This is a genomic window from Chitinophaga sp. (assembly GCF_019236475.1).
In the GTDB taxonomy this organism is placed as follows: Bacteria; Bacteroidota; Bacteroidia; order Chitinophagales; family Chitinophagaceae; genus Chitinophaga.
The window spans coordinates 412,423-438,714 of record NZ_JAFAIX010000004.1; the positions used below are offsets into that span (position 1 = coordinate 412,423).

At 45.3% G+C, this 26,292-nt stretch carries 24 protein-coding genes; 14 read left to right on the forward strand and 10 right to left on the reverse strand.

The features are described from left to right. Window positions 1-6 precede the first annotated feature (6 nt). Complete coding sequence (locus JO154_RS05685; RefSeq protein WP_291942711.1) at window positions 7-3,756, forward strand: SprB repeat-containing protein; 3,750 nt, start codon at window positions 7-9, stop codon at window positions 3,754-3,756. Between the two features lie 49 nt (window positions 3,757-3,805). Here the strand turns inward: JO154_RS05685 and JO154_RS05690 are convergent, their stop codons facing one another. From JO154_RS05690 to JO154_RS05700, 3 genes are all read right to left on the reverse strand, one after another. Next, window positions 3,806-5,290 (reverse strand): FAD-binding oxidoreductase, encoded by a 1,485-nt coding sequence (locus tag JO154_RS05690; RefSeq protein ID WP_291942712.1) that lies wholly within the window; start codon window positions 5,288-5,290, stop codon window positions 3,806-3,808. Window positions 5,291-5,385: 95 nt separating this feature from the next. After that, entirely contained in the window at window positions 5,386-7,662 is a 2,277-nt protein-coding gene (gene katG / locus JO154_RS05695) for a catalase/peroxidase HPI (protein ID WP_291942713.1), read from the reverse strand. A 331-nt stretch (window positions 7,663-7,993) separates the two neighbouring features. Next, the gene (locus JO154_RS05700; RefSeq protein ID WP_291942715.1) at window positions 7,994-8,443 is read right to left on the reverse strand and encodes a DUF1569 domain-containing protein; all 450 of its coding nucleotides are present in this window, start codon (window positions 8,441-8,443) and stop codon (window positions 7,994-7,996) included. A 205-nt stretch (window positions 8,444-8,648) separates the two neighbouring features. Between JO154_RS05700 and JO154_RS05705 the strand changes: the two genes are divergently transcribed. Beyond that, a complete protein-coding gene (locus tag JO154_RS05705; protein WP_291942717.1) occupies window positions 8,649-9,203 on the forward strand; it encodes an SMI1/KNR4 family protein in 555 nt (184 codons plus the stop codon). A 70-nt stretch (window positions 9,204-9,273) separates the two neighbouring features. On the opposite strand, the gene JO154_RS05710 is transcribed toward JO154_RS05705, so the two are convergent. The 3 genes from JO154_RS05710 to JO154_RS05720 form a co-directional block, all read right to left on the reverse strand. Beyond that, on the reverse strand, window positions 9,274-9,729 hold the full coding sequence (locus JO154_RS05710; protein ID WP_291942719.1) for a GNAT family N-acetyltransferase: 456 nt from the start codon (window positions 9,727-9,729) through the stop codon (window positions 9,274-9,276). Window positions 9,730-9,887: 158 nt separating this feature from the next. After that, window positions 9,888-10,619 carry a J domain-containing protein gene (locus tag JO154_RS05715; protein WP_291942721.1) on the reverse strand — a complete coding sequence of 244 codons (732 nt, stop codon included), beginning with the start codon at window positions 10,617-10,619 and terminating at the stop codon, window positions 9,888-9,890. Window positions 10,620-10,704: 85 nt separating this feature from the next. Next, the gene (locus JO154_RS05720) at window positions 10,705-11,835 is read right to left on the reverse strand and encodes an RtcB family protein (RefSeq protein WP_291942722.1); all 1,131 of its coding nucleotides are present in this window, start codon (window positions 11,833-11,835) and stop codon (window positions 10,705-10,707) included. A gap of 197 nt (window positions 11,836-12,032) precedes the next feature. Here JO154_RS05720 and JO154_RS05725 point away from each other — a divergent pair, with 197 nt between their 5' ends. Together JO154_RS05725 and JO154_RS05730 are read left to right on the forward strand one after the other, a co-directional pair. After that, window positions 12,033-12,944: a DJ-1/PfpI family protein gene (locus JO154_RS05725; protein ID WP_291942723.1), complete on the forward strand. Its 912-nt coding sequence runs from the start codon at window positions 12,033-12,035 to the stop codon at window positions 12,942-12,944. Between the two features lie 12 nt (window positions 12,945-12,956). Then, window positions 12,957-14,144, forward strand: coding sequence for a DJ-1/PfpI family protein (locus JO154_RS05730; protein ID WP_291942725.1), 1,188 nt, complete (start codon window positions 12,957-12,959; stop codon window positions 14,142-14,144). Window positions 14,145-14,215: 71 nt separating this feature from the next. On the opposite strand, the gene JO154_RS05735 is transcribed toward JO154_RS05730, so the two are convergent. The 3 genes from JO154_RS05735 to JO154_RS05745 form a co-directional block, all read right to left on the reverse strand. Then, window positions 14,216-14,824 (reverse strand): hypothetical protein, encoded by a 609-nt coding sequence (locus JO154_RS05735; protein WP_291942726.1) that lies wholly within the window; start codon window positions 14,822-14,824, stop codon window positions 14,216-14,218. 119 nt (window positions 14,825-14,943) lie between these two features. Then, a complete protein-coding gene (locus JO154_RS05740) occupies window positions 14,944-15,669 on the reverse strand; it encodes a hypothetical protein (RefSeq protein ID WP_291942727.1) in 726 nt (241 codons plus the stop codon). Between the two features lie 166 nt (window positions 15,670-15,835). Further along, window positions 15,836-16,093: a hypothetical protein gene (locus JO154_RS05745; protein WP_291942728.1), complete on the reverse strand. Its 258-nt coding sequence runs from the start codon at window positions 16,091-16,093 to the stop codon at window positions 15,836-15,838. Window positions 16,094-16,410: 317 nt separating this feature from the next. On the opposite strand from JO154_RS05745, the gene JO154_RS05750 reads away from it, so the two are divergent. The 5 genes from JO154_RS05750 (at window position 16,411) to JO154_RS05770 (ending at window position 20,902) form a co-directional block, all read left to right on the forward strand. Then, window positions 16,411-17,049, forward strand: a complete 639-nt coding sequence (locus JO154_RS05750; RefSeq protein ID WP_291942730.1) for a PIG-L family deacetylase — start codon at window positions 16,411-16,413, stop codon at window positions 17,047-17,049. Continuing rightward, window positions 17,046-18,188: a glycosyltransferase family 4 protein gene (locus JO154_RS05755; RefSeq protein ID WP_291942731.1), complete on the forward strand. Its 1,143-nt coding sequence runs from the start codon at window positions 17,046-17,048 to the stop codon at window positions 18,186-18,188. The genes JO154_RS05750 and JO154_RS05755 overlap by 4 nt, the downstream gene beginning before the upstream one ends. Window positions 18,189-18,200: 12 nt before the next feature. After that, complete coding sequence (locus JO154_RS05760; RefSeq protein ID WP_291942732.1) at window positions 18,201-19,388, forward strand: glycoside hydrolase 100 family protein; 1,188 nt, start codon at window positions 18,201-18,203, stop codon at window positions 19,386-19,388. A gap of 46 nt (window positions 19,389-19,434) precedes the next feature. Next, window positions 19,435-19,812: a DoxX family protein gene (locus JO154_RS05765; protein ID WP_291942733.1), complete on the forward strand. Its 378-nt coding sequence runs from the start codon at window positions 19,435-19,437 to the stop codon at window positions 19,810-19,812. A 262-nt stretch (window positions 19,813-20,074) separates the two neighbouring features. Beyond that, on the forward strand, window positions 20,075-20,902 hold the full coding sequence (locus JO154_RS05770; protein WP_291942735.1) for a hypothetical protein: 828 nt from the start codon (window positions 20,075-20,077) through the stop codon (window positions 20,900-20,902). A gap of 135 nt (window positions 20,903-21,037) precedes the next feature. Here JO154_RS05770 and JO154_RS05775 read toward each other — a convergent pair whose 3' ends face one another. Then, window positions 21,038-22,153, reverse strand: coding sequence for a TlpA disulfide reductase family protein (locus JO154_RS05775; protein WP_291942737.1), 1,116 nt, complete (start codon window positions 22,151-22,153; stop codon window positions 21,038-21,040). A gap of 116 nt (window positions 22,154-22,269) precedes the next feature. Here JO154_RS05775 and JO154_RS05780 point away from each other — a divergent pair, with 116 nt between their 5' ends. The 5 genes from JO154_RS05780 to JO154_RS05800 all read left to right on the forward strand — a co-directional run bounded on the left by JO154_RS05780 (window position 22,270) and on the right by JO154_RS05800 (window position 26,249). Continuing rightward, a complete protein-coding gene (locus JO154_RS05780) occupies window positions 22,270-22,893 on the forward strand; it encodes a hypothetical protein (RefSeq protein ID WP_291942738.1) in 624 nt (207 codons plus the stop codon). Between the two features lie 104 nt (window positions 22,894-22,997). After that, window positions 22,998-23,279, forward strand: a complete 282-nt coding sequence (locus JO154_RS05785) for a hypothetical protein (RefSeq protein WP_291942740.1) — start codon at window positions 22,998-23,000, stop codon at window positions 23,277-23,279. A 15-nt stretch (window positions 23,280-23,294) separates the two neighbouring features. Beyond that, on the forward strand, window positions 23,295-24,233 hold the full coding sequence (locus tag JO154_RS05790) for a hypothetical protein (RefSeq protein WP_291942741.1): 939 nt from the start codon (window positions 23,295-23,297) through the stop codon (window positions 24,231-24,233). Then, window positions 24,233-24,904 (forward strand): response regulator transcription factor, encoded by a 672-nt coding sequence (locus JO154_RS05795; RefSeq protein WP_291942742.1) that lies wholly within the window; start codon window positions 24,233-24,235, stop codon window positions 24,902-24,904. The genes JO154_RS05790 and JO154_RS05795 overlap by 1 nt, the downstream gene beginning before the upstream one ends. Window positions 24,905-24,914: 10 nt before the next feature. Further along, window positions 24,915-26,249 (forward strand): HAMP domain-containing sensor histidine kinase, encoded by a 1,335-nt coding sequence (locus tag JO154_RS05800; protein WP_291942743.1) that lies wholly within the window; start codon window positions 24,915-24,917, stop codon window positions 26,247-26,249. Window positions 26,250-26,292 lie beyond the last annotated feature (43 nt).

A 26,292-nucleotide genomic window follows, 5' to 3' on the forward strand; every position in this document is an offset into this window, starting at 1 on the left:
ATGAAAATGAAAAGATTATTACTGCTGATAATCTTACTGGCTGCCCTGGGAACGGTGCATGCACAAACAGGCTCGCCGAATTTATATTTCGTAAAATACCTGATCAAGGTGCCTGTAAGAGCACCAGCGATTAACTATCGGATTGTATTAACCATTGAACCCTATAGCGGCCCTAATACCGTGGTGACGCTGAACAGCAATACCTCCGCGGAAAAAATATTCGATGATGTAATCAATAGCACCTCGTCTATCAGGAACGTATATATCGATGTGTCCAACAATGGCAACAGTCCCTGGCGCTATACCTTTGATGTCAGCGGGTCTTACCTGATTGCATACGATAGAACTGGTACATGGTCCGGCGATAACTTTGGGGGCGATTATACCAAAATACCATATATCAGTCTCCGGGTATATCCCAATATCCTCATTAACAACCAGGATGGAAAAACACCGCCTAATAATATCTATTGTGAAAACGATAAAGTACACTTGGGTGTAAACTATTACGCCGGCAACGGTGGAGGCCCTTGGGTGTATTGGCAATATAGGATTGGCGGTACGGGCAACTTTACGTACCTCCCTAACCCATATGGCTATACGAGTGCATCCGACTTCAGTCTGAAAGATATCTTCGGAGATAATTATAAAGATTACTTGAATACCAGGATAGATTTCCGTGCTGCCTCTTCCAATGGATTGGGCCGGGATATGTACCTGCCCATGTTCCAGCCAGGATACGACCCCAACGTCCCGATTAAGCCCATCCGACCGGATGAGGGCTCGAACTTCTTGACTTACTATTTCTATCCTTCCACCAATATGCCCTCGAATGTAAAAGCCATTCAGCCGGCCTGCTCCAACAGCGCAGGAACGGCCATGACGATCACTTTCCAGCGAGCCATGTTGCCAACAGAACAGATTACTTCCATCACGCTATATAAGGAAGTAAATGGGGTGATGAATGTCTTCGATCAATACCAGACGCCCATCACTACGCTGGATGCCACGAATTGCTTCACCTGGAGTGGTACCAAGCCAATGGATGGCGGTAAATATTCGGTGAAGATAGAAGGTAAGTATGGCGCTACCACGCAATGTAACAATACAGATTATGTGTTCAATGTAGTGCCGCCACCTCCGGTTTCCTTAACAGCTTCCTCCACGAATATCCTTTGTGTAGGGGCCAGTACAGGCACGATCACGGTTACGCCTGGCGGCGGCGCTGGCAACGGAGATATCACCAAATATGATTATTCCATTAACAACGGCGCCACTTGGCAATCTGCGAATAATAGCTTCACGGGCCTACCAAAAGGAACTTATACGGTGCTCGTGCGGGATGGTAATGGTTGTGTAAGTTTATCGCCACAAACGGTTACCTTAACAGAACCTGCAGTGGCCCTCTCTGCGAAAATCAATACAGTAGCTGATCCTAAAGGAGCTACCACCAAAGATGGAAGCATCACTTTAACGATTGCCGGAGGCACGGCGCCTTATACTTACAGTTGGAATAACGGCGCTACTTCCCGTGATATCAGCGGCTTAGATGGAGGTACTTACAGCGTACTGGTAACAGATGCGAATAATTGTACGGCCTCCGTTAGCACCACGCTGGTGGCGCCACCGCCGATCCAGATCCAATTTACGGAAACAGGTATCTCATGTAATGGAGAAAGCGACGGTGGCATCCAAGCAAAAGTAACGGGTGGCGTGCCGCCTTATTCCTATCAATGGTCCACCAACGGCACTTTGGCAAATATCAATAACCTGAAAGCTGGTACTTATTCATTACTGGTAACAGATGATAACGGTATCACGGCTACGCTGTCTTATGTGCTAAAAGAGCCTACAGTATTGACGGCGCAGTTGACGCCTAAAGCAGTTTCCTGCTTCGGTGGCGGTAACGGTACCATCACTACAGTTGTTTCCGGAGGTACTGCGCCTTATTATTACGCCTGGAGTAACGGCGCCTCTACGGCCAATCTTACGGGTTTGTCTGCGGGCAATTTCAATGTAAGTATCACGGATAATAATGGTTGTAATATCAAACAAAGCGCTACTGTCACTACGCCGCAAGCATTGGCAATTACAGGCGCTACTACTCCGCCAACCCGCTATGGTAGCGCCGATGGTAGTATCGATATTACGGTCACCGGTGGCACCACCCCATATACCTACAGTTGGAGCAATGGAAAAAACACGGAAGACCTAACCGCCATTACAGACGGACAATATACCGTTACGGTAATGGATGCTAACGGTTGTTTCAAACAAATGACATTCACTTTAAAACAGCCAGATCCACTAGCTGTAATCCTTTTCCAAACAGGGCAAGTACGCTGTAATAGCGCCGCCACAGGCGCTCTCCAGGTGACGGTTACAGGTGGGGTATGGCCATATACGTTTAACTGGTCTAATGGGGCTACTGACTCTGTCATCACTTCGCTGCAAGCTGGAAATTACACTATAACGGTAACGGATAAATCAGGAGTGACCAGCGTAAAAAGCATGACTATCACAGAGCCACCTGCATTAACCTTATCGCTCTCCGCTACAGAGGTGAGTTGCAGCGGACAATCCGATGGTACCGTCACCGCTACTACTGGTGGTGGTGTAGTACCTTATACTTATCTGTGGAGCAATGGCAGCACGGCAGCAAATCTCCCTGCGGTAAACGGTGGCACCTATTCATTGACGCTGACCGATGCCAACGGCTGTAAAACCAATGCTGCTGCGGTGGTACGTAATCCTAATGCGCTGGATGTACAGGCAGTAGCCAGTGATCCGATTTGTAATAACGGAAGCGATGGTAAGATTGATCTAACGGTTACAGGTGGAAGAACGCCTTATGTGTTTGCCTGGGATAATAATGCTGTTACGGAAGACATTAGCCATCTGCCGGCGGGCGACTATCACGTCTTGATTACAGATAACAGCGGATGTAAAATTGCGCAATCCTGGCATCTCACTAACCCGCCGCCGGTGGTGATCGATCTGGGGCGCGATAGAACACTGTGCAAAGGGCAAACCCTCGTACTAGATGCTACCATTCCAAACGGCGCAAGCTACCAATGGTCTACCGATGCCGGTTTTAAGGCGAGTACACCTATCCTGCAAATAAGTGATCCTGCTGTATATAAACTGATAACTACTAATAACCGCGGATGTACCGGCCAGGGACAGATTAAAGTTTCCTATGAGGATAGGGATATAGCAGCGGACTTCTTAATGAGTACGCAGGTAAATAAAGGAGAACAATTTACGGCAGTAAATATCAGCTATCCTAGCGCAGATAAGATCACCTGGACCTTCCCAGCTAATGCGGTGGTGAAATCTTCCTCTGACCTCCTGGCGGAACTACTCATTAATCAGAGCGGACTATTTCGCGTTATAATGACGGCCTACCGTGGCGGCTGTGAGGCAATTGCGGTGAAAGAAATAATGGTAAATGATGCGGTATCTTTACCCGATCCTGTATCAACGCAGGAAACACTATTCAAGCAAGCAGTACTGCGGCCAAACCCTAATAAAGGCCAGTTCTATGTAGATATAGAAGTCACAGATGATGTAGCTGTCAATTACCGCTTACTGGATATATCCCGCAACCGGATTATATACGAACGCAAAGCGCAGTTGAATAAAGGGGTGAAGCAATCAGAGTATTTCGATGTACCTGGATTACCACCTGGTGTTTATGTATTGCTGATAGAATCGGCTAAAGAGAAGATCATTCTGAAGCTGCTGATCATCTAAATAACGATATAAAAGCACAAAACCTGCGCCCTGCGCAGGTTTTGTGCTTTTAATCTGCCGCCACTATAGACATCGCATGATGAAAAATATTCAACGGGTCCCATTTCGATTTCACCAGTTGGAGTCGCGGGAAATTTTCCTTGTAGTAGAGTAGGGGCCATGCCACACTGGACCGGTTCCACGCTGCATGTGTAAGATCTGTATCTGGGTGATTGATCATACAACCATCTGTTTGTTCATTAGGAACGGGTACGCCGCCTCTATCTTCAAAGAGATCCCCATAAAAATTGCGGATCCATTCCAGGCTGATCCCCTCATCTGCGGGGTCCATCCAGCCGATATTACAGGCCACATCCATGATACTATCCCGCTGCGCGGTGGCGGTAGCATCCGGCGCGATGGCGTTTACCTTCCCGCCATAAGTGGCCATGCCTAACATCCCACCTATAGGCAGGTTCGCCGTGAGATATTGATAGGCGATATCAATTTGATTTTTCGTCAATGGCTGACGGAAATAAGCATCTTTTATTTTAGCTTGTACGTTATCAAATCCAGGCTGAAATAATTCTGGAAATGGATTCAATGCAAAACGTAACCAGGATGTCTGCTCTACTTGTAAGGTTTTGGGCGTATGTAGCCCTTCTTGCATGGCGGCTATATGTGCCATTATTAATCGTGCTGCATTATCTCCAGTACAAAGCCCTTTAAGTTCCACCCTGCCTATGTTCTTGTGGTTCATGAAGAGAATACTGAAGAGAGGCGTATAATCAGAATCAGGACCGCTATGCTGATAACTCCAGTTGCCAAAATTTTGTATCAATCGTGTAAATACGGCCTGGTCGATATCTTTCCAATCCCAGCCTATCCTAAAAGTGGTAATAGTAGCAGGCGCTTTAGGCAATGCCTGAAATGGGTCTGGGGTACTCACATCCGGAGATCGCAGCCAATAACGGGTAACAATGCCAAAATTACCGCCACCAGCGCCAGTATGTGCCCACCATAATTCACGATTTGGATCGGTCGCTTCCCGCGTCGCAACAACGCTGGCCGCTTTGCCGGATGCATCTACTGTCACTACTTCCACGGCATACAGGTAATCCGCCGCTAATCCATATTCCCGACAAAGAAAACCAAAGGCGCCTCCTAATATATGTCCACCTACACCTATCCCTGGATGTTCTCCGGCAGGTAATACCACACCCCATTCTAGAAATAGTCTGCGATACATCTCACCAACCGTCACGCCGGCTTCTACTACAAAGGCGGAGCGCTCGGCATCGAAGGCTACATTCGTCATCAACGACATATCAATGAGTACGCGCACTTTCGGATCTGCTACAAACCCCTCCAAGCAATGTCCGCCACTACGCACCACCACTCGCTTTTTGCTGGAAACGGCTTCCTGTACAGCAGCCACCACTTCCGCCACAGACGTAGGCAAGCAAATATATTCCGGCTGCCCCATGTGACGTTTGTTGAATCGCTTGGATACAAGGTCGGTATAACGTATATCCGTGGATGTGATCTTTTCCATGTACTAAATTTTAAAATTTAAAACACCCCTGTATGTGAAAAACAGAAGATGACGTCGCAGACGTCATCTTCTGTTTTTTATTTTATTCGCCTTTATTAAGCCAGATCAAATCTGTCCAGGTTCATCACTTTTGTCCAAGCGGCAACGAAATCCTGAATGAATTTGCTATGTGCATCCGTGCTAGCGTAAACTTCTGCTACGGCTCTCAACTCAGCATGGGAGCCGAAAACGAGATCTGCACGGGTGGCGGTCCACTTGGCCTTTCCTGTGGCACGGTCTGTACCTTCAAACAGCTCTTTATCTTCCGAAGTAGCTTTCCACGCAGTATTCATATCCAGCAGATTCACAAAGAAGTCGTTAGTCAACTGACCAGGACGATCGGTAAATACACCATGTCTGGAACCATCATAGTTGATATTGATCCCACGCAAACCACCTATCAATACAGTCAGTTCTGGTGCGGTAAGCGTCAGCAAATTGGCTTTATCTATGAGCAGTTCTTCCGTGGAAGCAGGGAAATTAGCCCGACGGTAATTGCGGAAACCATCTCCCAGCGGTTCCAGGTATCCTACTGATTCCACATCGGTTTTTTCCTGGGTGGCATCCATCCTGCCAGCGGTAAACGGAACAGTGATTGTATGTCCTGCATCCTTCGCGGCTTTTTCTACAGCGGCATTACCAGCCAATACAATCAGATCGGCAAGAGAAATTTTCTTGCCATCGGCAGATGCGTCGTTGAATTCTTTTTGAATACCTTCCAGTTTACTCAATACTTTTTGTAACTGTGCTGGATTATTTACTTCCCAGTCTTTTTGTGGAGCTAGGCGGATACGCGCGCCATTGGCGCCTCCGCGCTTGTCTGTTCCACGGAAAGTAGAAGCAGCAGCCCAGGCAGTGGTGGCCAGCTCAGAAACACTCAAACCGGATTTCAATATTTTATTTTTCAGTGATGCTATATCGGTATCATCTACCAATTTATGATTCACTGCTGGAATAGGATCTTGCCAGAGCAGTTCCTCTTTAGGAATATCTGATCCCAAGTAACGGGAACGAGGCCCCATATCACGATGCGTTAATTTGAACCATGCACGTGCAAATGCATCTGCAAACTCATCTGGATGTTCCAAGAATCTCCTGGAAATTTTCTCATACGCAGGGTCCAATCTCAACGAAAGGTCTGTTGTTAACATGGTAGGCAGATGTTTCTTACTACCATCATATGCATCTGGGATGATAGCATCGGTGGTTTTAGCTACCCATTGATGCGCGCCTGCAGGACTCTTCGTCAGTTCCCATTCATATTTAAACAGGTTTTCAAAGAAGTTATGGCTCCATTGCGTAGGCGTTTTGGTCCAGATAACTTCCAGTCCACTGGTGATGGTATCAGCGCCTTTACCGGTGCCATAGCTGTTTTGCCAGCCAAGGCCCTGCATCTCCAGATCGGCGGCTTCTGGTTCTTTGCCTACATGGGAAGCAGGAGCAGCCCCGTGGGTTTTACCGAAGCTGTGACCACCCGCAATGAGTGCCACTGTTTCCTCATCATTCATCGCCATCCTACCGAAGGTATCACGGATATCTTTGGCTGCAGCCACTGGATCAGGATTTCCATCCGGACCTTCCGGATTCACATAGATTAATCCCATCTGTACAGCCGCGAGTGGGTTTTCAAGATCGCGAGAATGTATCGATACATTATTTTTTTCGTCAGCAATGACAACGCCATTTTTCTGTTCTACCCCTGGATCACCATGCGCATAGCGGATATCACCACCGAGCCAGGTTTTTTCTGATCCCCAGTATACGGATTCATCTGCTTCCCAAGCATCCTCACGTCCGCCGGCAAATCCGAATGTTTTAAAGCCCATAGATTCCAATGCCACATTACCTGTAAGAATCAGGAGATCGGCCCAGGAAATCTTACGACCATATTTCTGTTTGATAGGCCAGAGCAATCTGCGCGCTTTATCCAAACTCACATTATCCGGCCAACTGTTCAACGGAGCAAAACGTTGTTGTCCTGCACCTGCGCCACCACGGCCGTCTCCCACGCGATAGGTTCCGGCGCTATGCCATGCCATACGAATAAACAAAGGACCATAATGGCCAAAGTCTGCCGGCCACCAATCCTGTGAATCAGTCATCAATGCGTGCAGGTCTTTTTTCACTGCTTCCAGGTCTAGGCTTTTAAATGCTTCGGCATAATTAAAATCTTCACCCATAGGGTTGGATAAGGGTGAATGCTGGCGCAGGATATTCACTTTTAACTGATTAGGCCACCAATCACGATTCCTGGTGCCACCACCGCCAACATTCTGCTTCATACTGCCATTATGAAAAGGGCATTTACTGATGTCTTTCAATTCTTTTTCCATTAGTTATCAATTTTGGGTATGGAAGGAATATATATGCTTGCACCTGGTTACTGTGCAGGTCAAAATTAAGATTCGATAGATATAATCATAATCAATTGATTCTATAATTTAATAGTTAAAACCTATTGCTATAAAATCCGTTCGGGTTAATCAACTATAGTCTCCCTATAAAAATAGCGGATACACAATATACTAAATTACCGGGAATACAGCCAAAACTCTCCAGCCTGTCGTGCCTGCCCAACGGGCAGGCACGACAAAAAAGAAAAAAGGCTGGAATGGATGTCTGCGTGACGTCCATTCCGGCCTTTTGATACCGCATCTTCAATTCTTATACATTAAATTGCCGCAGATGGTGATCGGCATGTTTGTACATCAAAATACAAACCTCATCTGAAGTCAGCTTCCCGAAAATAGGATGATGCACCTCCGGTGTACCAGCACTCACATGTTCCGCCATGAGTGCAAGCCACTGTTGTTTTTGGGTCTCGACATCCGCTTCTACTACTTCGGTAATTTTCATGGGAGTGATCGTACGAGCATTACGGGGCATAAGGGTTTTTTCTTTCAATAAGCTGCGTAAGGCAAGCCTGCCAAAAATATATCCCAGGAACACACGCGGATAAGTTTTTTTCCCCAACGCCATTTCTTCCCAGAGGATGCAATGCCGTAACATCTGCCGTACATTCATCTGCCCCCATTGGGCAGTGCTGCTTTCCTGGAGTTGATTAATCCGATTAGCCAGTTCATCCCTGGTCGATTTATCAAGAATTGTCTTCATGATGGAACGATTAAATAAAATAAGAGTGTATAGTGATTATTGGAAGTACTACTAATCTTATGGATAGTAAAATTAATATCGGGAAACCAGGTTTAACGGGGTCAAATGCGACTATTCCGGGGTGAAAAACGACGTACCCAGCTCAACAATTGAAAATGAATGGGTTTTTTCTAATTTTGATGTGAATCAATCTTAACCCGAAACCATGACAAACACTATTCTGGAACTGGATCACCATATATCCACATTACGGCCCGACTACTACCCTGATCTCAACAGCGCCTTAACAGATGAAGAAATCGCCAGCTTGGAATTTAAATATAACATATCGCTTCCAACTGATCTAAAGCTGTTATACAAATGGAAAAACGGACAGAAAGAACTCTCTTTCGATTCCTTCGTGAACAATTCCAAATTTATTCCGCTAGATCAGGCACTGGATACCGCCAGCAATAATACCAGCATGATTGGAACCGACTTCGATATCAAAAACTGGTGGAATGAACACTGGATTCCTTTATTTCACAACGGTGCAGGCGACTATATCTGCTATGATGCCGGTGGCTTATTTACTGGCGAAAAAGGCCAACTGATTGAGTTCTGGCATGCAGACAACGACAGGAATGTAATCGCTCCAACCTTGGAGGTGTTCTTATCCCGATTAAACGACTATTATACTTCCACTCCGGAAGACGCATTCGACGAATATTTTGCAGTACCTGCCATCAAAGGTTATCCGAAGAAATTTATAGCCAAATAAAGTTGGAAATTTTTTTTAGGGAGACACGTGTCAAACGACTGGTCATCGTAAACTAAATACCGGTAAGGTTTTACCGGTATTTAGTTTCCTTATGATGTTGCCAATCATCGAAAGTCATTTCAAATTTTATTTCTCCCTTACCATGTGTGCCTATTTCCTTCCATCCAGCTTTACGATAAAAGCTTTCTGCACGTGTATGCGGCGACGTACCTAACCATACCGAGTCTCGTGTCTGCATAAAATACCAGGAAAGCATCACATCATGCAATTTTCTACCAATGCCTTGCTTGTCGAAGTCGGGATGTACAAACAAAGCCCATATGTTTTTGGCTTGCAGATCTACAATAGAAAATCCTGTAATCTGCTCATTGATCTCACAAACCCAGCCTTTCCCTCTCTGCGTGATATACACCTCGCAATCCTTGTCTGTTACTAGCGCAGGATCTGATAGGGTGTTCTCTTTCACGGCATTTCGTACGAATTGAATTTGCGGAATATCTTCCGGCAATGCAGCTCTGATAATCATGGAATTTAATTTTTGGGGTCGAATAAGTAGTTAGTGTTATAAATATAATGAAATAAAAAGACCCGGTAAGCGATCACCAGGACTACTGTTTTATTTGCTGCAAGCATAATACCGCAGCAGAAAAGTATTAAATCCTTTGACTACTTTATGGTAGGAATTTACTTAGAATCTGGCTGCATTTTTTCGAGGTTGGCATAATCTATCACCCAAACTACCTTATGGTGCTGTATCATCACCAATTTATCGCTATAACTCCATAGTTCTATGCCACCACTTTCATATTGCACATTGTCTGGTTTTCCAAACATCTCTGTTACTTGGGAAGCAGGATCGCCAGCAGCAACGCCAGTGGTATTGTCAGGATCGAGATAGTATTTTTCATTATCATGCACCACGCGTATTCTAGTACTTCTAGGATGATATGATTGCTTAGGACCAAAGATGGCTCCCAACAGGATAGTAATGGCAAACGCAGCAACTATCGCCCATCTGATCACAAGATTTCGCTTTCTCTCCTGCGGCGTAAATACCGCTTCTTCCACAGGAGCCGCATTGGACGCATATTGTGTGTAGTATGGAGGAGCCTGATGATAGGTATTCTGGGATTGCGTATGGCTATAGGTATTCTGGGATTGGGAATTGGTATAAGTATTATGCGATTGCGGAGGAGCGTAAAGATTCATCCTCAAAACATCATCATAATAAGATTTCTTGTAAGTATTATTCAACTGCTCATAGGCATGCTGCACCTGCTTAAATTTCTCCTCTGCTACGGGATTGCCAGGATTTAGGTCAGGGTGATATCTCTTAGAAAGCAAACGATGAGCTTTTTTGACTTCCTCACCAGTTGCAAAATTAGAGAGCTCCAAGATGCTATAATAGTTAATCATTCAGTAGACTTACAAATCCAATTCAAGTTAGCAAATATTTTCTATATATGATGAAAAGGGCTGCGTGGTAAACGCAGCCCTGGATTTAAATTTCGGAATACTTGATGGTAACAATAGGCCTGGTAGCCGTTACTTTCCGCAAATATGGCTGATAACGCAAGGTGTCTTCACTGCTTTTGTAAGCAAAATCCATCTCCTGGATATACCCCTGCGGAAATTCTCCTGTTCGGTTCAGCAACTCACTAAACCGATCTTTATACGCCTGGCGCTCTTTGGCTTTCAACACTGTTTTCCAGTGCTTCATGGCATCGAACCGCGACAGTCGCCTGCCCGCACCATGCGCACAGGAATAAAGCGCGTCTGCTGCCTTCGCCTGATCGGCCACTGTTACCAGCAAACTCCCTCTAGACATAGACAGGGGAATAACTACTGTCTTCCCGTACGCCAATGCAGTACTACCTTTTCTATGTACGGTTGTCTGGCCTTCAAATGCCAAATGATTATGCACGGAGTCTTCCAGCAGATAGGGAGTTCCATGCAGTACGCCCTCCTGGGCATAACTGGAGAACTGCTGCCGCAAATAATTCCTGCCTATGGCCGCTTTCTCACAACGGATATAATTGGCCTGCTGTAAAAAGCTCAGCGTTTTAAGGCAGAAATTCTTCCTACGCTGATAGCCATACGAAATGGTCTCTCCGTAATACCTATAGAAATCCGCCGACGCAAAGTCGCGGTGCAGAAAGCTAACATCCGCACCATACTCCCGGGAAAACTCCCGTGTCATATGCAGACATTCCTGGTATAAAGCAATCCCTCTGTCGCGTGTACCGGTATGACAGATAATATAAACGGCTGTCTCATCTTCTTCTAACGATAAAAAATGATTCCCGCCACCAAGACCATCATCCGTCATTTGGGTATGAGCCAGGTACAATGCCCTGTAGTGGGCCGACTTATCAAATGGCTTCAGCCAGTATTCCTTGTTGATTTTCAGATACATGACGCCACAACCTATATCCTTCCCCGTTATTAATGGGTAGAAATAATCGGCAGTAGTAAAGGCGGTGCCTACCGGCAAACCTTTCTCTGAACAGTAATGAATATCAGTAAATGCACAAATTTGCTGTACATACGGCAGTTGTGCATACTGATTTAGTTGCTCCAATGCATTGCTTTCAATGCTGGAAGCATCACAGTAATATGCAATAGTTTGCATGATCCTTAATTGTAGTAAAAAAGCGATTAATTCTGGGGCTTTGGGAAGATCATCCGCCCCTTCAGAGATGCAGCAGCCGATTTTATCGGAAGTGCAAAATTAGACGCTTTTTTCTAATCCAACAATTTTTTCCTGTCCACTAATGTCTGATACATGTCCTTGACTACAAGTATCGGAGCTCCTACCTTTGCACTGTCATGAAAAGGAAAATCGCTTTCTTACTATTGCCACAAGTGGAACTGCTGGACCTCGCCGGACCTGTACAAGTGTTCTCTGAAGCCCAGTACCAAGGACTGGACATCGAGATTGTTTTTTGCAGTTTTCAGCAATCCACGATGAGTGCACCAGGCTTAACACTCAGCGGAGCAATCCCATACACGGATCTGCAACTGACGCAAAATGATTTCCTTTTTATTCCCGGCATCCGGGCTGAAGTGATGGAAAGAGATGCGGCCGCGGAAGTAGATCTCTTCCACTGGCTCCGGCAGCAAGCTGCTGCCGGAGTGGCTCTATGTACCGTCTGCAATGCTGCGTTTATCCTGGGTGAAGCGGGATTGCTGGATGGAAAGGAGTGTACCACTCATTGGCGTTCGGTAGGACTGCTACAACAGCTTTTCCCTACAGCCAAAGTACGCGCTGATGTGCTGTTTGTAAAAAGCGAAAATATCTATACCAGCGCCGGTATAAGTTCTGGTATAGATCTGGCGCTGTTCATCTTGGAAGGACTGAAAGATGCTTATTTTACCCATAAAGTGGCGAGAGGACTAGTACTCTACCATCGTCGGAATCCAGGGCATTCCCAGGAAAGTATCTACCTGAGCTATCGCAATCATATGCGACCGGAAATCCACCAGGTGCAAGACTACCTAATCGAAAATTTAAGTGGCGATTGCAGCATCGATACTTTGGCGGCTATGGCCGCTATGAGCCCTCGTCACCTGAACCGCGTGTTCAGAGAACAAACCGGCATCACTTTACATCAGTATATCAATTCTTTGCGGGTGGAAAAAGCAACATCGCTATTGCATAATCCCGCATATACCATGGAGTATATCGCTGCGCAGTGCGGACTAAAATCTGCCCGCCAACTACAGCGCATTCTCCCCTAAATCACTGTTTTTATGACGATAAATCTGAAAATGACTATCAGCCTCCTGCTGGTAGCGGGTACGCTTGTGTCTATATTGCTGCACGGTTGTAAACCCTTAAAGGAATTCTATCACTTCCCTGGTTACAAGGGCGTGACTATCCTACCAATGAAGCCACCAGCTTATGACCCAGCAAAAAAGACGGTTTTTATTATCGCCGATAATGCGGGTACAGAACTCTTTGATATGATGGCGCCTTTTTACCTTTTTAACCTCACTGGTAAAGCCAACGTATACCTGCTAGCGAAAGACAGTTCGCCCATCATCATGCGGAAAGGAGTGTTTGTGCTTCCTCAACTCACATTTGCGCAGGCTTCCCAGATGCAATTACAACCAGCAGTGGTGATAGTGCCTGCACTATCGCCGATGGATATACGCAAACAGGATCCACAATTGTTGCGCTATATCAGTCATCTCCATACAGATTCTACCTTATTTTTGGCGGTCTGCCAGGGAGCGCTTACTCTCGCGGCTACAGGCCTTTACGACGGGAAACCCATGACTACCCACGCTTCGGAACTAAGCAGTATCCGCAAACAATATCCTAAAACGAATTGGGTCAAGAATGTTACCTATACGACTGCTGGTAATCTGTACAGCACTAGTGGCGTTTCCAATGCAGTGGATGGTAGCCTAATGGTGATAAATAAATTATTCGGCGAGGGCACCATGCAACAAGTGATGTCGGCTATTCATTATCCGCATACAACCGTTCCGCAACACCATGATAGTCGCGTGATCGGCTCGGCCGCCAAATGGAGAATTGCCCGCAAAATCTTCTTTGAAAGCAATAAAAAGATAGGGCTACTACTGGAAAATAACCTGGATGAATTGACGATTGCAGGTATCCTAGATACCTATTACCGCACCTTTCCGGCAGCCGTGAATTCCTATACTATGGACAATCTCCCTATCTGCTCTAAGTTCGGACTTACCATAATACCCACTGGAAATATCGTCAAGGATAAACCAGATGAATTACATATGCCTGGAAACATGCCTGATAGCGTGTTGGCGCAAATTAGAAGTAAAAAGATAACCGTGGTAAGCTACAATAACGGCAACGACTATATTATAAACACTTGCCTGCGAAGAATTCGCTCCCAGTATGGTACCCGGTTTCAAGGCGTAGTAGAGGAGATGTTGGATTATAATAAATAAAAAGGTGGTATCAAAAGTGAATCATGGACGCACTTCGCACGGAACCACTCACTTTTGATACAACCTTTTATCTATTCTGAAATAGTAATCGCAGGTAATTTATAGGCTGCCAATGCATTCAGCAGGTCCATTCTGTGTTCCTTCAATTGTTTCAGAAACGTGGGTACATCTTTGTGGTAAGCCCTTTCACTGACACCCAGTAAGAGTAGGGCAGGCTTCCCGTTTTTGTCCGTAATGGAGGTATACCGATAAATATTCCTTTCTGCAATATTCACCTGTTTGCCATCAGGAGTATTTTCAGTGAGGAGGAAGTCCAGCAACACTTCCCCGTTTTTCTCAAAAACCTGGTAGTTCACCATGGGGTTAGTCGCCTTTAGTTTATTGAGTTCGGCCATTTTTGCGGCAGCAATATCCTTTGGACTATTATTCCCAGTGAGTATTTCCAGCGCCACCAGGTGTTTGAATTGTTGCAGGTTTTCTCCCGGAATAAGGTACTCCTGTTTGTAATAATTGTTGGAAGGATGCGAGGTCCACGCCAGTTGATAGCTTCCTCTCCCAATTTGGAGGGGCCCTGATACGCCAAGTCTGTCTTTCGGAGCGGATGGAGATTGTTGGGCGAATACATTTCCGGTTAACAACATAGCAATCGCTATGGAGGTTAGTCGATGGTTAAATTTCATTTTTCAATATTTCTACTTGAGTTACAATGGTTTCGGGTTGCAAATTAGGATATTTTCATAAAAAAACGGTGATGAGGCTGTATGCCTCATCACCGTTGTAAAATAACGCTATAAATAATTTACTTCACTTCTGTGAGGTTCTGTTGTACTTTGCCATTTTCATCCAGGGTAACAATTTTCGCTTTGTTATCCTTATCGATGTAGATTTTAATCCTCGGTTTACCTTTGTCATCTCTGATAAATAAACCTACTTCATCTTTCGAGGTTTTACCTACAAACATTCTTTCTGTACCCAAATAACCTTTGTTATACAGATCTTCAAATGCTTTGTCGGCCGCTGCTCTGTCTTTCAGTTTCTCCAGGGAATCCGCTGTTGCCAATAATCGGCTAGTGCCGAAATCATCCGGACGATCCCATAATTTCAGACCATAAGTACGTCTTTTAGGGTCGGTAAGCTCTTGGCTATATTGGAGCTGCATAATCTGATCATTGCGGAATTGGTCAACAGAGAATACCATGCCAGCGCCTTCTGCCTTAGTGGCATCGTAAATAAGTCCGCCACATTCGTCGCCAGCACTGTTAAAGAAGATCATACCGGCATTTCTCTTGCGCTTAGGAATCTCTTTGCCTTCCGACAATCCAGAATGCTGGCGCGCTTCATTGGAAATAACCATTTTAAGGGTGCCATCCTTTTCAACAACATTAATGCGTTCTACATCAATTTCTTCAAAACGCTGCTTGCCAAAATCAGTACGAAAGGCCATAAACAGAAATCCTACTAACAGCGTGGTCAGAAATAAAGCGTAAATTTTAAGGAAGCGTACTTCCCGTTGTAACTTTTCCATGGAGCTTTTTATTAAGGGCTTAAAAATTAAAGAAATAAATTAATTTTCATATAGGCGTTCTAGTTATATAGTACTGTGAAACGCTTACTTGGTCAAGCTTTGCTGTACCTGTCCATTTTCATCCAGGGTAACAATCTTCGCTTGGTTGTCTTTGTCTACGCAGATTTTAATTTTTGGTTTGACTTTTACGTGTGGGCAGCATTTTGCCTTCGACTAACCCCGAATGCTGACGTTCGCCATTGGAAATCACCATTTTAAGGGTGCCATCTTTTTCAACTACATTAATTCTCTCTACCACAATCTCTTCAAAACGCTGTTTGCCGAAATCACTGCGGAACCCCATAAACAAAAATACCAGTAGCAGTGGGGAAAGTATCAGGGTATAGATTTTCAGGAAGCATACCTCCCGAGTTAACTTTTCCATGGAGTTATTTATTAAGGGTTTATAATAGATAAAATGAGTCTTGATATAACCATTCCCGTTATTCCCACAGAAAGGGAACCTCCCAGGATGAACTTCTCCTTAAGCATTAGATTTTGATCAGGACGCAAAATTATAAAATGCATGATTTTCAAATAGCCTTCACCGTTATTTTCACCGAAATTTCGCCGAAATTTCACCGACGTTTTTATTTTTTAAGGAGACACGCGTCCGGAGAACTACGTGTCTCCACATAGCAATATTTAGTAAACAATTTACAATTGGCGGCTGTAGTTAATGCGGAAATAAACTCATGAATCATGCTGCCATCAGAAGGCTCAGCCGTAGTGATTGTTGCTCATCCGGATGATGAAACTTTATGGGCTGGGGGCCTGATCCTTGCCAATCCACAACTGGAATGGTATATCGTATCTCTTTGCAGGAAAGAGGATCCAGACAGAGCCCCTAAATTCTTTAAGGTGCTCCATGAATTGGACGCTACCGGCGCCATGGCAAACCTAGACGATGGCCCAAATCAAGATCCACTTCCATCAAATGATTTAAAAAATACGATTCAAGACCTGCTACCCGAAGAACACTTCGATCTCATCCTTACCCATCATCCAAAAGGAGAATATACCCGCCATCGCCGCCACGAAGAAACAGCCCAGGCTGTTATCAACTGTTGGGCCTATGGCAGTATTCAAGCTTCTAATCTATGGACCTTCGCATACGAAGACGGCAATAAAAAATATTTCCCAACGGCCATGGATTCAGCGGATGTCCTATTCCCACTACCGGAAGATATCAAGAACAAAAAATATCAACTGATAACGGAAGTCTATGGTTTTGATAAAAATAGCTGGGAGGCGAAGATTACTCCGCCTGTAGAGGCTTTCTGCACATTCACTGATAAACAAAAAGCGCTCAACTGGCTACAAAAAAATAGCATTTTATGAAAGTTTTGCTGATGTATGAATACCCTGCAAGTCCCGGTGGACTGGCCATGCAGGGCGAACTACTTTACCAAGGACTCCTTGAACTAGGGGTAGATGTATATCCTGTTCACTTTGAATCCTCTATGGAGAAAGAATGGTATTACAGATGGTTTAAACCAGATGTGGCGGTAGGTGTTGGGTATTGGGGATATACGCCTAGTCTGATTTTGCATCCACAACAGTCAGGAGTCCTACCTGTTCCGTGGCTAGTGGCCGATGGTTATATTGCCAATTACCAAGATGTGCTCAATGATTTACCGCTGATACTCGTAACATCCCAGTGGGTAAAGGAAATGTATATACGAGATGGCATCGATGGCAGTAAGATAGAAGTCTTACCTGTTGGATGTAATACCGATAAATTCAAACCCATACCAGCAAATCACCCGGAAGTAATGGCGGTCAGGCAAGCGCTGGGCATTGCTCCGGATGAATTATTAATTTTGACTGCCGGGGGAGACGCGTGTTCCAAGGGAGCGCAAGAGGTAATGAAAGCATTGGCGGAAATCGCTCCTGTAATGCCTCCTTGGAAATATGTATGTAAGGTCTGGCCACAGGCGCGTACTTACAAACAAAATGTACTGGATATGCAATTAGCCACACAACTGGGCATTGCAGACCATGTGAAATTCGCAACCAGTATCATCTCGCGCAATTATATGCCTTATCTCCTCAATGCCTGCGATATTTATGCAGGCCCCTCCCGCATTGAAGGCTTTGGTATGATACAGGTAGAAGCCGGGGCGTGCGAAAAACCTGTCATCGGCCTCAATGCTATGGGTATGCTGGATACGATGGTACACGGGCAAACCGCATTGCTGGCGGGTATCGCAGAGAAAATCACTTTGAGCGAAGTAATGCTGGAAGATGCCTCGTACCCTGATGGCCACCGACTCATTCAATTCGCATCGCCTCGTACCGTCGATTACCGTGCCAGTGTAAACGATATCCGGGATGCCCTCGAACAATTGATATTCAGCAGCGAATACCGCCATCAGCTAGGGACCGCTGCCCGCCAACACGTGATCCAACATTTTAATTATCGAAAAGTGGCGGAAAAATTTGTGCAGATTATGGCAGATAGATTGTCCATCCGATAAAACTCTCCGGTCATGCAAACATTTAATCCATCCTTGATAGCAAAAGCGAAAGCTGCAGCACTGGAAGTGCTACTCAATAATGTCAACGGCCCTTTTGAGCATCTGCCTAGAACTGCTGCCTGGGGCTATCCTGAGCCATATACAAGAGATCTGCTGATTTCTCTATTTGGTATCGGCGTCAGCGGAAATGAAGTGTTGATGCATAGTATCCGACGGGTGCTGGAATCCCTCGCTGAGAACCAGTCGCCGCATGGACATATGCCCTCGCTGGTTCATGATCCGGCAGACCGTGGCGCCAGCGATACCACGCCGCTCTTTCTCCTCGCTACGGGCATTTACCGCCGATTAACCGGAGATACAGCGTTCTTGACCGATGCAGTCAATAAAGCGCTGACCTGGATGGAATATCAAAGTCCAACAGATGAATACCTCGTTGCCCAACAACCTACCAGCGATTGGAGAGATGAACAATGGGTATTGGGTTACGGCCTATTTGTAAATACAATTACGTATAGCTATCTCCGTATACTCGGCCACCACGACGGCGCCAATGGTATGCTGGACAATATGAAACAGTTCACCATCACCAGCGATGTACAACATCGATACGTGCACGAAGGACTATCGCTGGAAAACAAGCCTTATTACGCCCTTTGGTCCTACAAAGTAATGAGCAGCGAAAGATTCGACTTACTGGGCAATAGTTTAGCTATTCTCTCCGGCATTGCTGAACCTGCGAGGGCAAAGGAAATGATCGCCTGGATAGAAGGGGAATGCAGAGTCTTAAAGGAGAAAGGGGATCTGGCGCTGAACCTACCGCCTAATTTCTTTCCGTATATCCGTCCGGGTGACCTGGACTGGCATAAAAGGTACGTACTGTTTAATATGCCAGGAGATTATCATAATGGAGGACTATGGCCGTTTATCTGCGGCTTTTATGTAGCCGCGCTGGTGGCCGCTGAAGAATATAAGTTAGCAGAAGAGAAACTAATGGAATTAACGAAATTAGTGACGCTTGCTGCGCGAGCTGACCTAGAATTTGGTTTCAATGAATGGGTAAAAGCGCAGGACGGTAAACCCAAAGGACAGGATTGGCAAACCTGGAGCGCGGCCATGTACTTGTATGCTGCTGCTTGCGTGGAACAACGTAGCACGCCATTCTTTGAAGCCATGCGCGATGCCAGAATTAAAGTAATCTAATGAGGTATTATATAAAATAATATATATTTACTAGTAAATTAATGCTATGAAAAACAAAATACTGTTTGTACTGAGCCTGCTGTTTGGTCTGATGTTTATCAACGCAGGGCTGAACAAATTCTTCAACTACATGCCTGCTCCCAAAAATATGCCGCCAGAAATGGTAAAAGACATGACCGCCTTAATGGAGATTTCCTGGCTGCTGCCGCTGGTGGGCACTTTTGAGGTGATAGGAGGATTATTATTTATTTTCGGGAAGACACGCGCCCTCGGCGCCATTGTCATTCTTCCAATCATGGTAGGGGTGATACTCACCAACCTGACGGTGGCCCCTTCCGGGTTACCCATTGCCGGTGTGATGTTCCTGATCAACATCTGGGCAATTATCGATAATTGGAAGAAATACCTGCCAATGGTCAGCTAATCAAAAAACTTTCCTTCTTTTCGTCCCTGCCCAGCGGGCAGGGACGACGAAAAATAAAGGAAGGGAATTGAACGTCGCAGACGTTCAATTCCCTTCCTTTATTTTTTGATAAACCTTTTATTTTTGGAAAGATATTTGCAAAGCCTAGCCGTCAAAATATTTTTTTTCATATCATTGCGAAAAATTTTACCCGTATAAATAAAAACGGAACCTTAAGCAACGATAGGAACTACCTATTCCTATTAACCCAATATTCAGCACTATGATAAAAAGTTCACTAGTAGGCAGATCCCTCGCCGCATCCCTGGTAATGATGCTGGCATTCCAAGGTGCAAATGCACAATTGGGCAATATCCTGAAAAAGGCGCAGGACAAAATAGAACAGAAAGCCAACGACGCCATTGATAAATCTGTTTCCGGTACTAACAAAACCACTACAGACGCCACTACGAATACTACCGGCGGTAAAAAGCGTATCACCATGGGCTCGGCCTTCGACTTCAAAGCCGGCGACTCAGTGATTTACGCCAGCGGCTTTGAGAAGTTCAAAATAGGCGCTATGCCCAATACCTGGAAAACCAATGGCAGTGGCCAATTGGTGAAATCCGGAGAAATTGCGGGAACCTGGCTGGAAATGCAAAATAATGCCACCTATAAACTGAACCAGAACTATAAACTGCCAGCGCAATTTACCATCGAGTTTGATCTCCTGACTAGCTGTGATAAAATTACCGATATCAGTCCGGTATTCTTTGGATTTGCAGGTAATAACAGCGTGGGTAGTTGGAATGAAGGAGATATCGCCCATACAGAATTACAGTTCTATAATGCCAATAAAATCAGCAGTTTTGCCAATCCGGTAGATAAATACATCACCACTGATTTCGACCTGACTCGTTTTGCCAACGATAAACTGCATGTATCCATTTCCGTAGAGAATGATCATATGCGTGTTTACCTGGACAAAACCAAGGTCCTGGATTCCAAAATGTTCAAAGATGATGTACGCAAATACTTCTTCATCAGTGCGCCGTTAGACACTAAAAATGATGCAAAAGTATATGTGAGCAATATTGTAATAGCCAAATAACACATAGCCATTAAATTTTCTGGCTGTCGCCCCTGCCCATCGGGCAGGGGCGACGAAAAAAGTAAGAAAAGGGAGAGATGTCGCAGACGTCTCTCCCTTTTCTTACTTTTTGATACAGACGCTTAATGAAATTCACTACTCCGCCACCGCCTTGGCGATGGCCTCTTTGATCGTATCATAACTAAAAGAAGTCAGATGCAGATTGTTGTAAATGATATTCCCTTTTTTATCAATCAGGATATAGGTAGGAGCACCTACAGCACCGAGGGCGTTCGCTAGGCCGTAGCTCTTGAATATATGAGTCCAGCTACCTATATTGTATTTTTGTACTGCATTTTGGAATTTATCCCATTTCCCATCCATATTCACCCCCACTACCACCAGTTGATCTGGACTATAGCCAGCCGTCATTTCCTTAATTTTGGGTAGTCCAGCAATACATCCGCTGCACCAGGTCGCCCAGAAGTCGAACAACACGCATTTTCCTTTTAACCGATCCAGTGTAAGGGTATCGCCATTCGTCGTGACGGTTGTGAATGCGGGCGATGGATAAGGGTGTCCGGCATTTTTGAATTGGGTCAACTGCATCACATATTCTTTGGCTTCCGGACTATCCTGGAATGACTTGGGAAAGGTTTGCTGGAAAAAATCCAGGTATTTCGGCGCCAGTTCTACCGATGGATGAAAATTTGTCCGGAAGAACCAGAAAGAATAGTATTCATCCGCATGTTGCCGTATGTATTCCATTTCCAATTGCTGTTTTTTGGCATGGACTGACCGGAAATGTTGTATAAAGGTATCGGTGATGGGTTGATGATTGGATCTGCGTGCCAGCTCATGCCATTCCTCGTAAATGGGGCCAATATAGGCCAGCATATCCTGCCATGGCTTCCCCCAGGGGCTCGTGGCGTGTTGCCCTTGCCATTGATATTCCCCGGCAGTGCTGGTAAGCGTAATAACCGCCGGCGTATCGGTTACCCAGAATATGGGTAGGGTATCAAGGCCTTGGATCTTCAGCGTTATCGTCCCATATCGCGACAACAAGGTATCTTTCACCTGAAACACGCTGCTATCCGGCGTATATTTCTTCTCCATCAGGTAGCCATTGTCATAATATACCGCAATTTGTCCAAGGTCCATGTCCTTTGGTATTCGGATGGTGACATCCATTTTATGTTGTGCAGCAGTAGGGGAGACACGGATCAGGAAAAAGAATATGCCAACTAAAATACGGGTAATAGCAGATTGCATATGAAGGATTTTGTTACAAAATGATATTTGCCATAGAAATTTAAGCAGCGGATTCCATTTTTCATTTTCGCTTCATCTTCGGCAGGTAGTTTTGTCTTGTAATCAAATCAGCAATTATGAAAACAATCGTATTAGCAGCAGTTGCAGCTTTAATTTCAGGCGTTGCTTTCGCACAGGAAGCGAATGTTAAAACTAACACAAATGTAACGGTAAGCGGTCCGGCAAATAGTCAAGTAAGTGGTAAGGCGGGCGCGAATGTAAAGGCAGACGGAGCTACACCAGCGATGAATGCGTCCGGGAATACCGGGGCTGGGGTTACAACTGGAGTGGCGGCCACCGTCGGGTCTGGGGTTTCGGCGGCCACGGGTACAACGGTACGTGCAGCCCATGCCGTTAAAGCAGAAACGGCACATACAGCAACCGTTTCCCAACAAGCAGCAGTTTCGGCCACCCAGCGCACCGCGGCGGTTACCCAACAAACCGCAGTTACCGCGGCTACCACTGCTGCCAGCGTAAATAGTAGTGTAAATAGTAATGTAAATAGTACTGTAAATAATAGCGTAAACAATAATGTAAACAGTAGTGTGAAGAGTAGTGTAAACGGTAACGTGAATAACAGTGTAGGCAATAGCGTAAATAATAGTATCAGCGGCAGTGTAAACGGTGCGGTAAAGGTAAAACCGGCTCCTATGCAGGTAAATACCCATCTGGGTACAAAAGCAGGACTGAGGGTCTTGTAAATATGCTTTAAAATACAGATTTTTGCCGGCAGCCAGTGGCATTACTGATGGCTTTTCCTTCTATGGTCAGAACATTTCAATTAGTACTATTCCTGCTACCTGCTATGGTTTTCATACAGCCTGCGCGAGGTGAGGGAAAAGTATTGTCCGGGCCGGAATTGCCAAGCATATGTCAGTATATTCACCTGGCTGCCGATAGTGTGCCAGCTACACGCATACCAACTGAAAAACCAGTGGAGAAACCACTTGATCCGGAAGCATTACCGATTATCAAAGAGGTTCCCAAATCCAGAAGGGTAGTAAAACCAATAGCTGTTCCGACTCCATTGCCTGTGAAACCTATCAGGATCATTAAGCCAAATATAATTACCAGAGGATTGATTTAAGGTAATGTTTATGTTATGAGATTAGCACTAATTATCGCATTCCTAACGGGAATGTATACTACAACTGTGTACGCACAAACAAACACTGTAAAAACGGATACATTAAGAGAGGCACAAACGAATAGCACAGCACAAACAACCGAGACGAAACAAGATTCAATAGCCGTAGAAGAACAGAAAAAGAAGGTAACGTTTACAATCGGAGCCCTGTATGCCAGCAATGCCAGCTATTACGGGCAAACCGCCGTTAACAAGCTGCCTTATGTGGCCGCAGCAGCCAGCATACAGTTCAAGTCTGGCTTCTATTTCACCGGCACCGCATTCCGACTGCTGAATGATTCCGTATCCGCCGTATCTGCCGGAAGCGCCGGCGCTGGATTTACATTCCCTCTGGGGAAAAAATTCACGGCAGACCTGTCCTACAGCCATACATTCTATCCAGAAAACTCAGCCTTCCTACAGGCTGCCAACTCGGATAATGCGGCCGCCTCCCTGAAATACAAATACTGGATGACCACCGGGATCAGTGCAGATTATGCCTTCGGCAAACAACAGGACGTATTCATTACCCTCAGTACGGAAAAACTGATTTCCCTGGGGAGCATTAAAAAAAATAAAGACCTGATCACACTGACACCAGCCATAGAAGTGATTGGCGGTACCCAACACTTCTACCAGACCTATATCAGTGAGAAAATTTCCCAACTCTCTAAATTAGGATTACCAATTCCTAATTTACCAGGGTGGCCACGTAATACCAGTACCAGCACAACTACGGAAGAGAACACGAGCTTCGATCTGCTCTCTTATAATCTGAAAGTGCCCCTGGCATATAACCGGGCCCATTATATGCTGCAACTGGAATATCAACTGTCAGTACTCAGCGATAAAGCCCTCAGTGGCGCTAATACCAGCCACTCTTTTTTTAACTGCAGTTTCTATTATCAGTTCTGATGAAAGTACTAATTGTGGAAGATGAGCAAATCATGGCACAGGAAATGACCACTTTCCTGAAAACAGCATATACCTGCGAAGTAGTAGGGAATGCAGTTGCTGCCATCCATATGCTGGAAGATGGCCCGTACGACTTCCTCCTGCTTGACCTAGGCCTACCAGATATGGATGGCCTCCAACTGCTGCGAGAAGCACGCAAAATTAGCCCGGATGCGGCCATCATCATTCTCACCGCCCGCGGACAACTAGAAGATCGCATCAAAGGCCTGGACCTGGGCGCAGATGACTATCTGCCCAAACCCTTCTCCCTGCTGGAACTGCAATCCCGGATGCAAGCCATCGCCAGGCGTAAATTCGGACTGCAAACCGCCACTATACAAGTGGGCGACTTTCACCTGGATATCCAGAAACGTTGCATCTGTTTCAACACCACAGATATAGACCTCTCCCGAAAAGAGTTTGATCTGCTGAGCTATATGGTCCTGCATAAAAACAGACCCCTCACGAGAATGCAACTCAGCGAACATATCTGGGGCGATTTCGGAGATGCAGACTACGACTCCAATTTCATTGATGTACACATAAAAAATATCCGCAAAAAACTCTCTGCCTACGGCACAGTAGAATGGCTCACCACCATCCGTAATGTAGGTTACAAAATAAAACTATGAGGTAAACAATATGCAGCTACAGGCCAAACTAACGCTTTTTGTTACACTGTCGAAAATGGCAGTGGCGGCCCTTTTTATCCTGCTGCTGCCCTTGCTGGTGGAAGATATCGCCTTTAAATACAATGATTATTACCTCCAGGAACAAGAGAAAAAAGTATTGAAGGCCATTCGCAATAATGGTATTGAAACCTACCTCCAAGGAGAAGATACTTACGGCAGTTATACGATGCTGAAAGAGGAATATATTTCCCTGGAACCAGCTTCCCTGCACTTTCCCAACGATACCATCGAAACAGTAAAACGTATCGTAGAAGGAGATACCCTCACCTATAGGGTACTGAGTCATCGCCTCCATACCAACGGAAAAGACTATATGATGGAAATTGGCCGGAAAACCACCACCGTTAGCCAATATAATCGCCCACTACAAAGGATGGCGCTATACGTTCTTGGGGCGCTGATTATTATCACCATCATCACCGATTTAGTATTCACCCGTTACCTCATCAAACCACTGGGGAAAATCATCAAAACCCGACTGCTACATAGTAGCTTTCCGTTTAAAGAACATGCCCCTCCTGTCAAAACCACTACGGCCGATTTTAAATACCTGGACAACTCCCTGGTGGAGCTCATGAACCAGATCAATATCGCCTTCGAAAAGGAAAGGGAATTTACCTCCAATGCATCCCATGAATTGATGACACCTGTGAGCATTCTACAACATAAACTGGAAAACCTCCTGGCTGACGGTGAACTGGAAGGAGAGGTGCAAACAAAAATAATCGGCATGATGAGTACCTTGAACCGACTTAAAAAAATCGTTCATTCATTACTGCTAATATCACGCATTGAAAATGAACAGTTCCCCCGTCAGGATAATGTTCAGCCGAAAGCCTTAATACGCCAGATTATGGAGGAGTTGGAACATCGTATCGAAGCAAAAAATCTTGAGGTGAAAATGGAGCTGTCAGGGGCTGTTATCCTCCGAGAACTCAACCAGGACCTGATCTTTCAAATGATCTATAACCTCCTGAATAATGCCATTAAATTCAATAAAACAAACGGAACCATCCAAATATCAGATTATCTCACTCGCGATACCTATCACCTGATCATTCAAGATACAGGCATCGGAATGGCTCCGGACGATCTGGAGAATATTTTCCACCGATTTAGAAAACATGCCCACCGTAATAATGACGGCTATGGCCTTGGCCTTTCCATCGTTAAAACCATTGCTGGTTTTCATGGTGTTCTGATAAAAGTGGTTTCTACACCAGGGCAGGGGAGCACGTTTACCTTGGTTTTCAACCTGACTCCCCACGAAGTAGCTGCCCGGTAGCCTCTACACCAGAATAGGGGAGCACGTTTACTTTGTTTTCAAT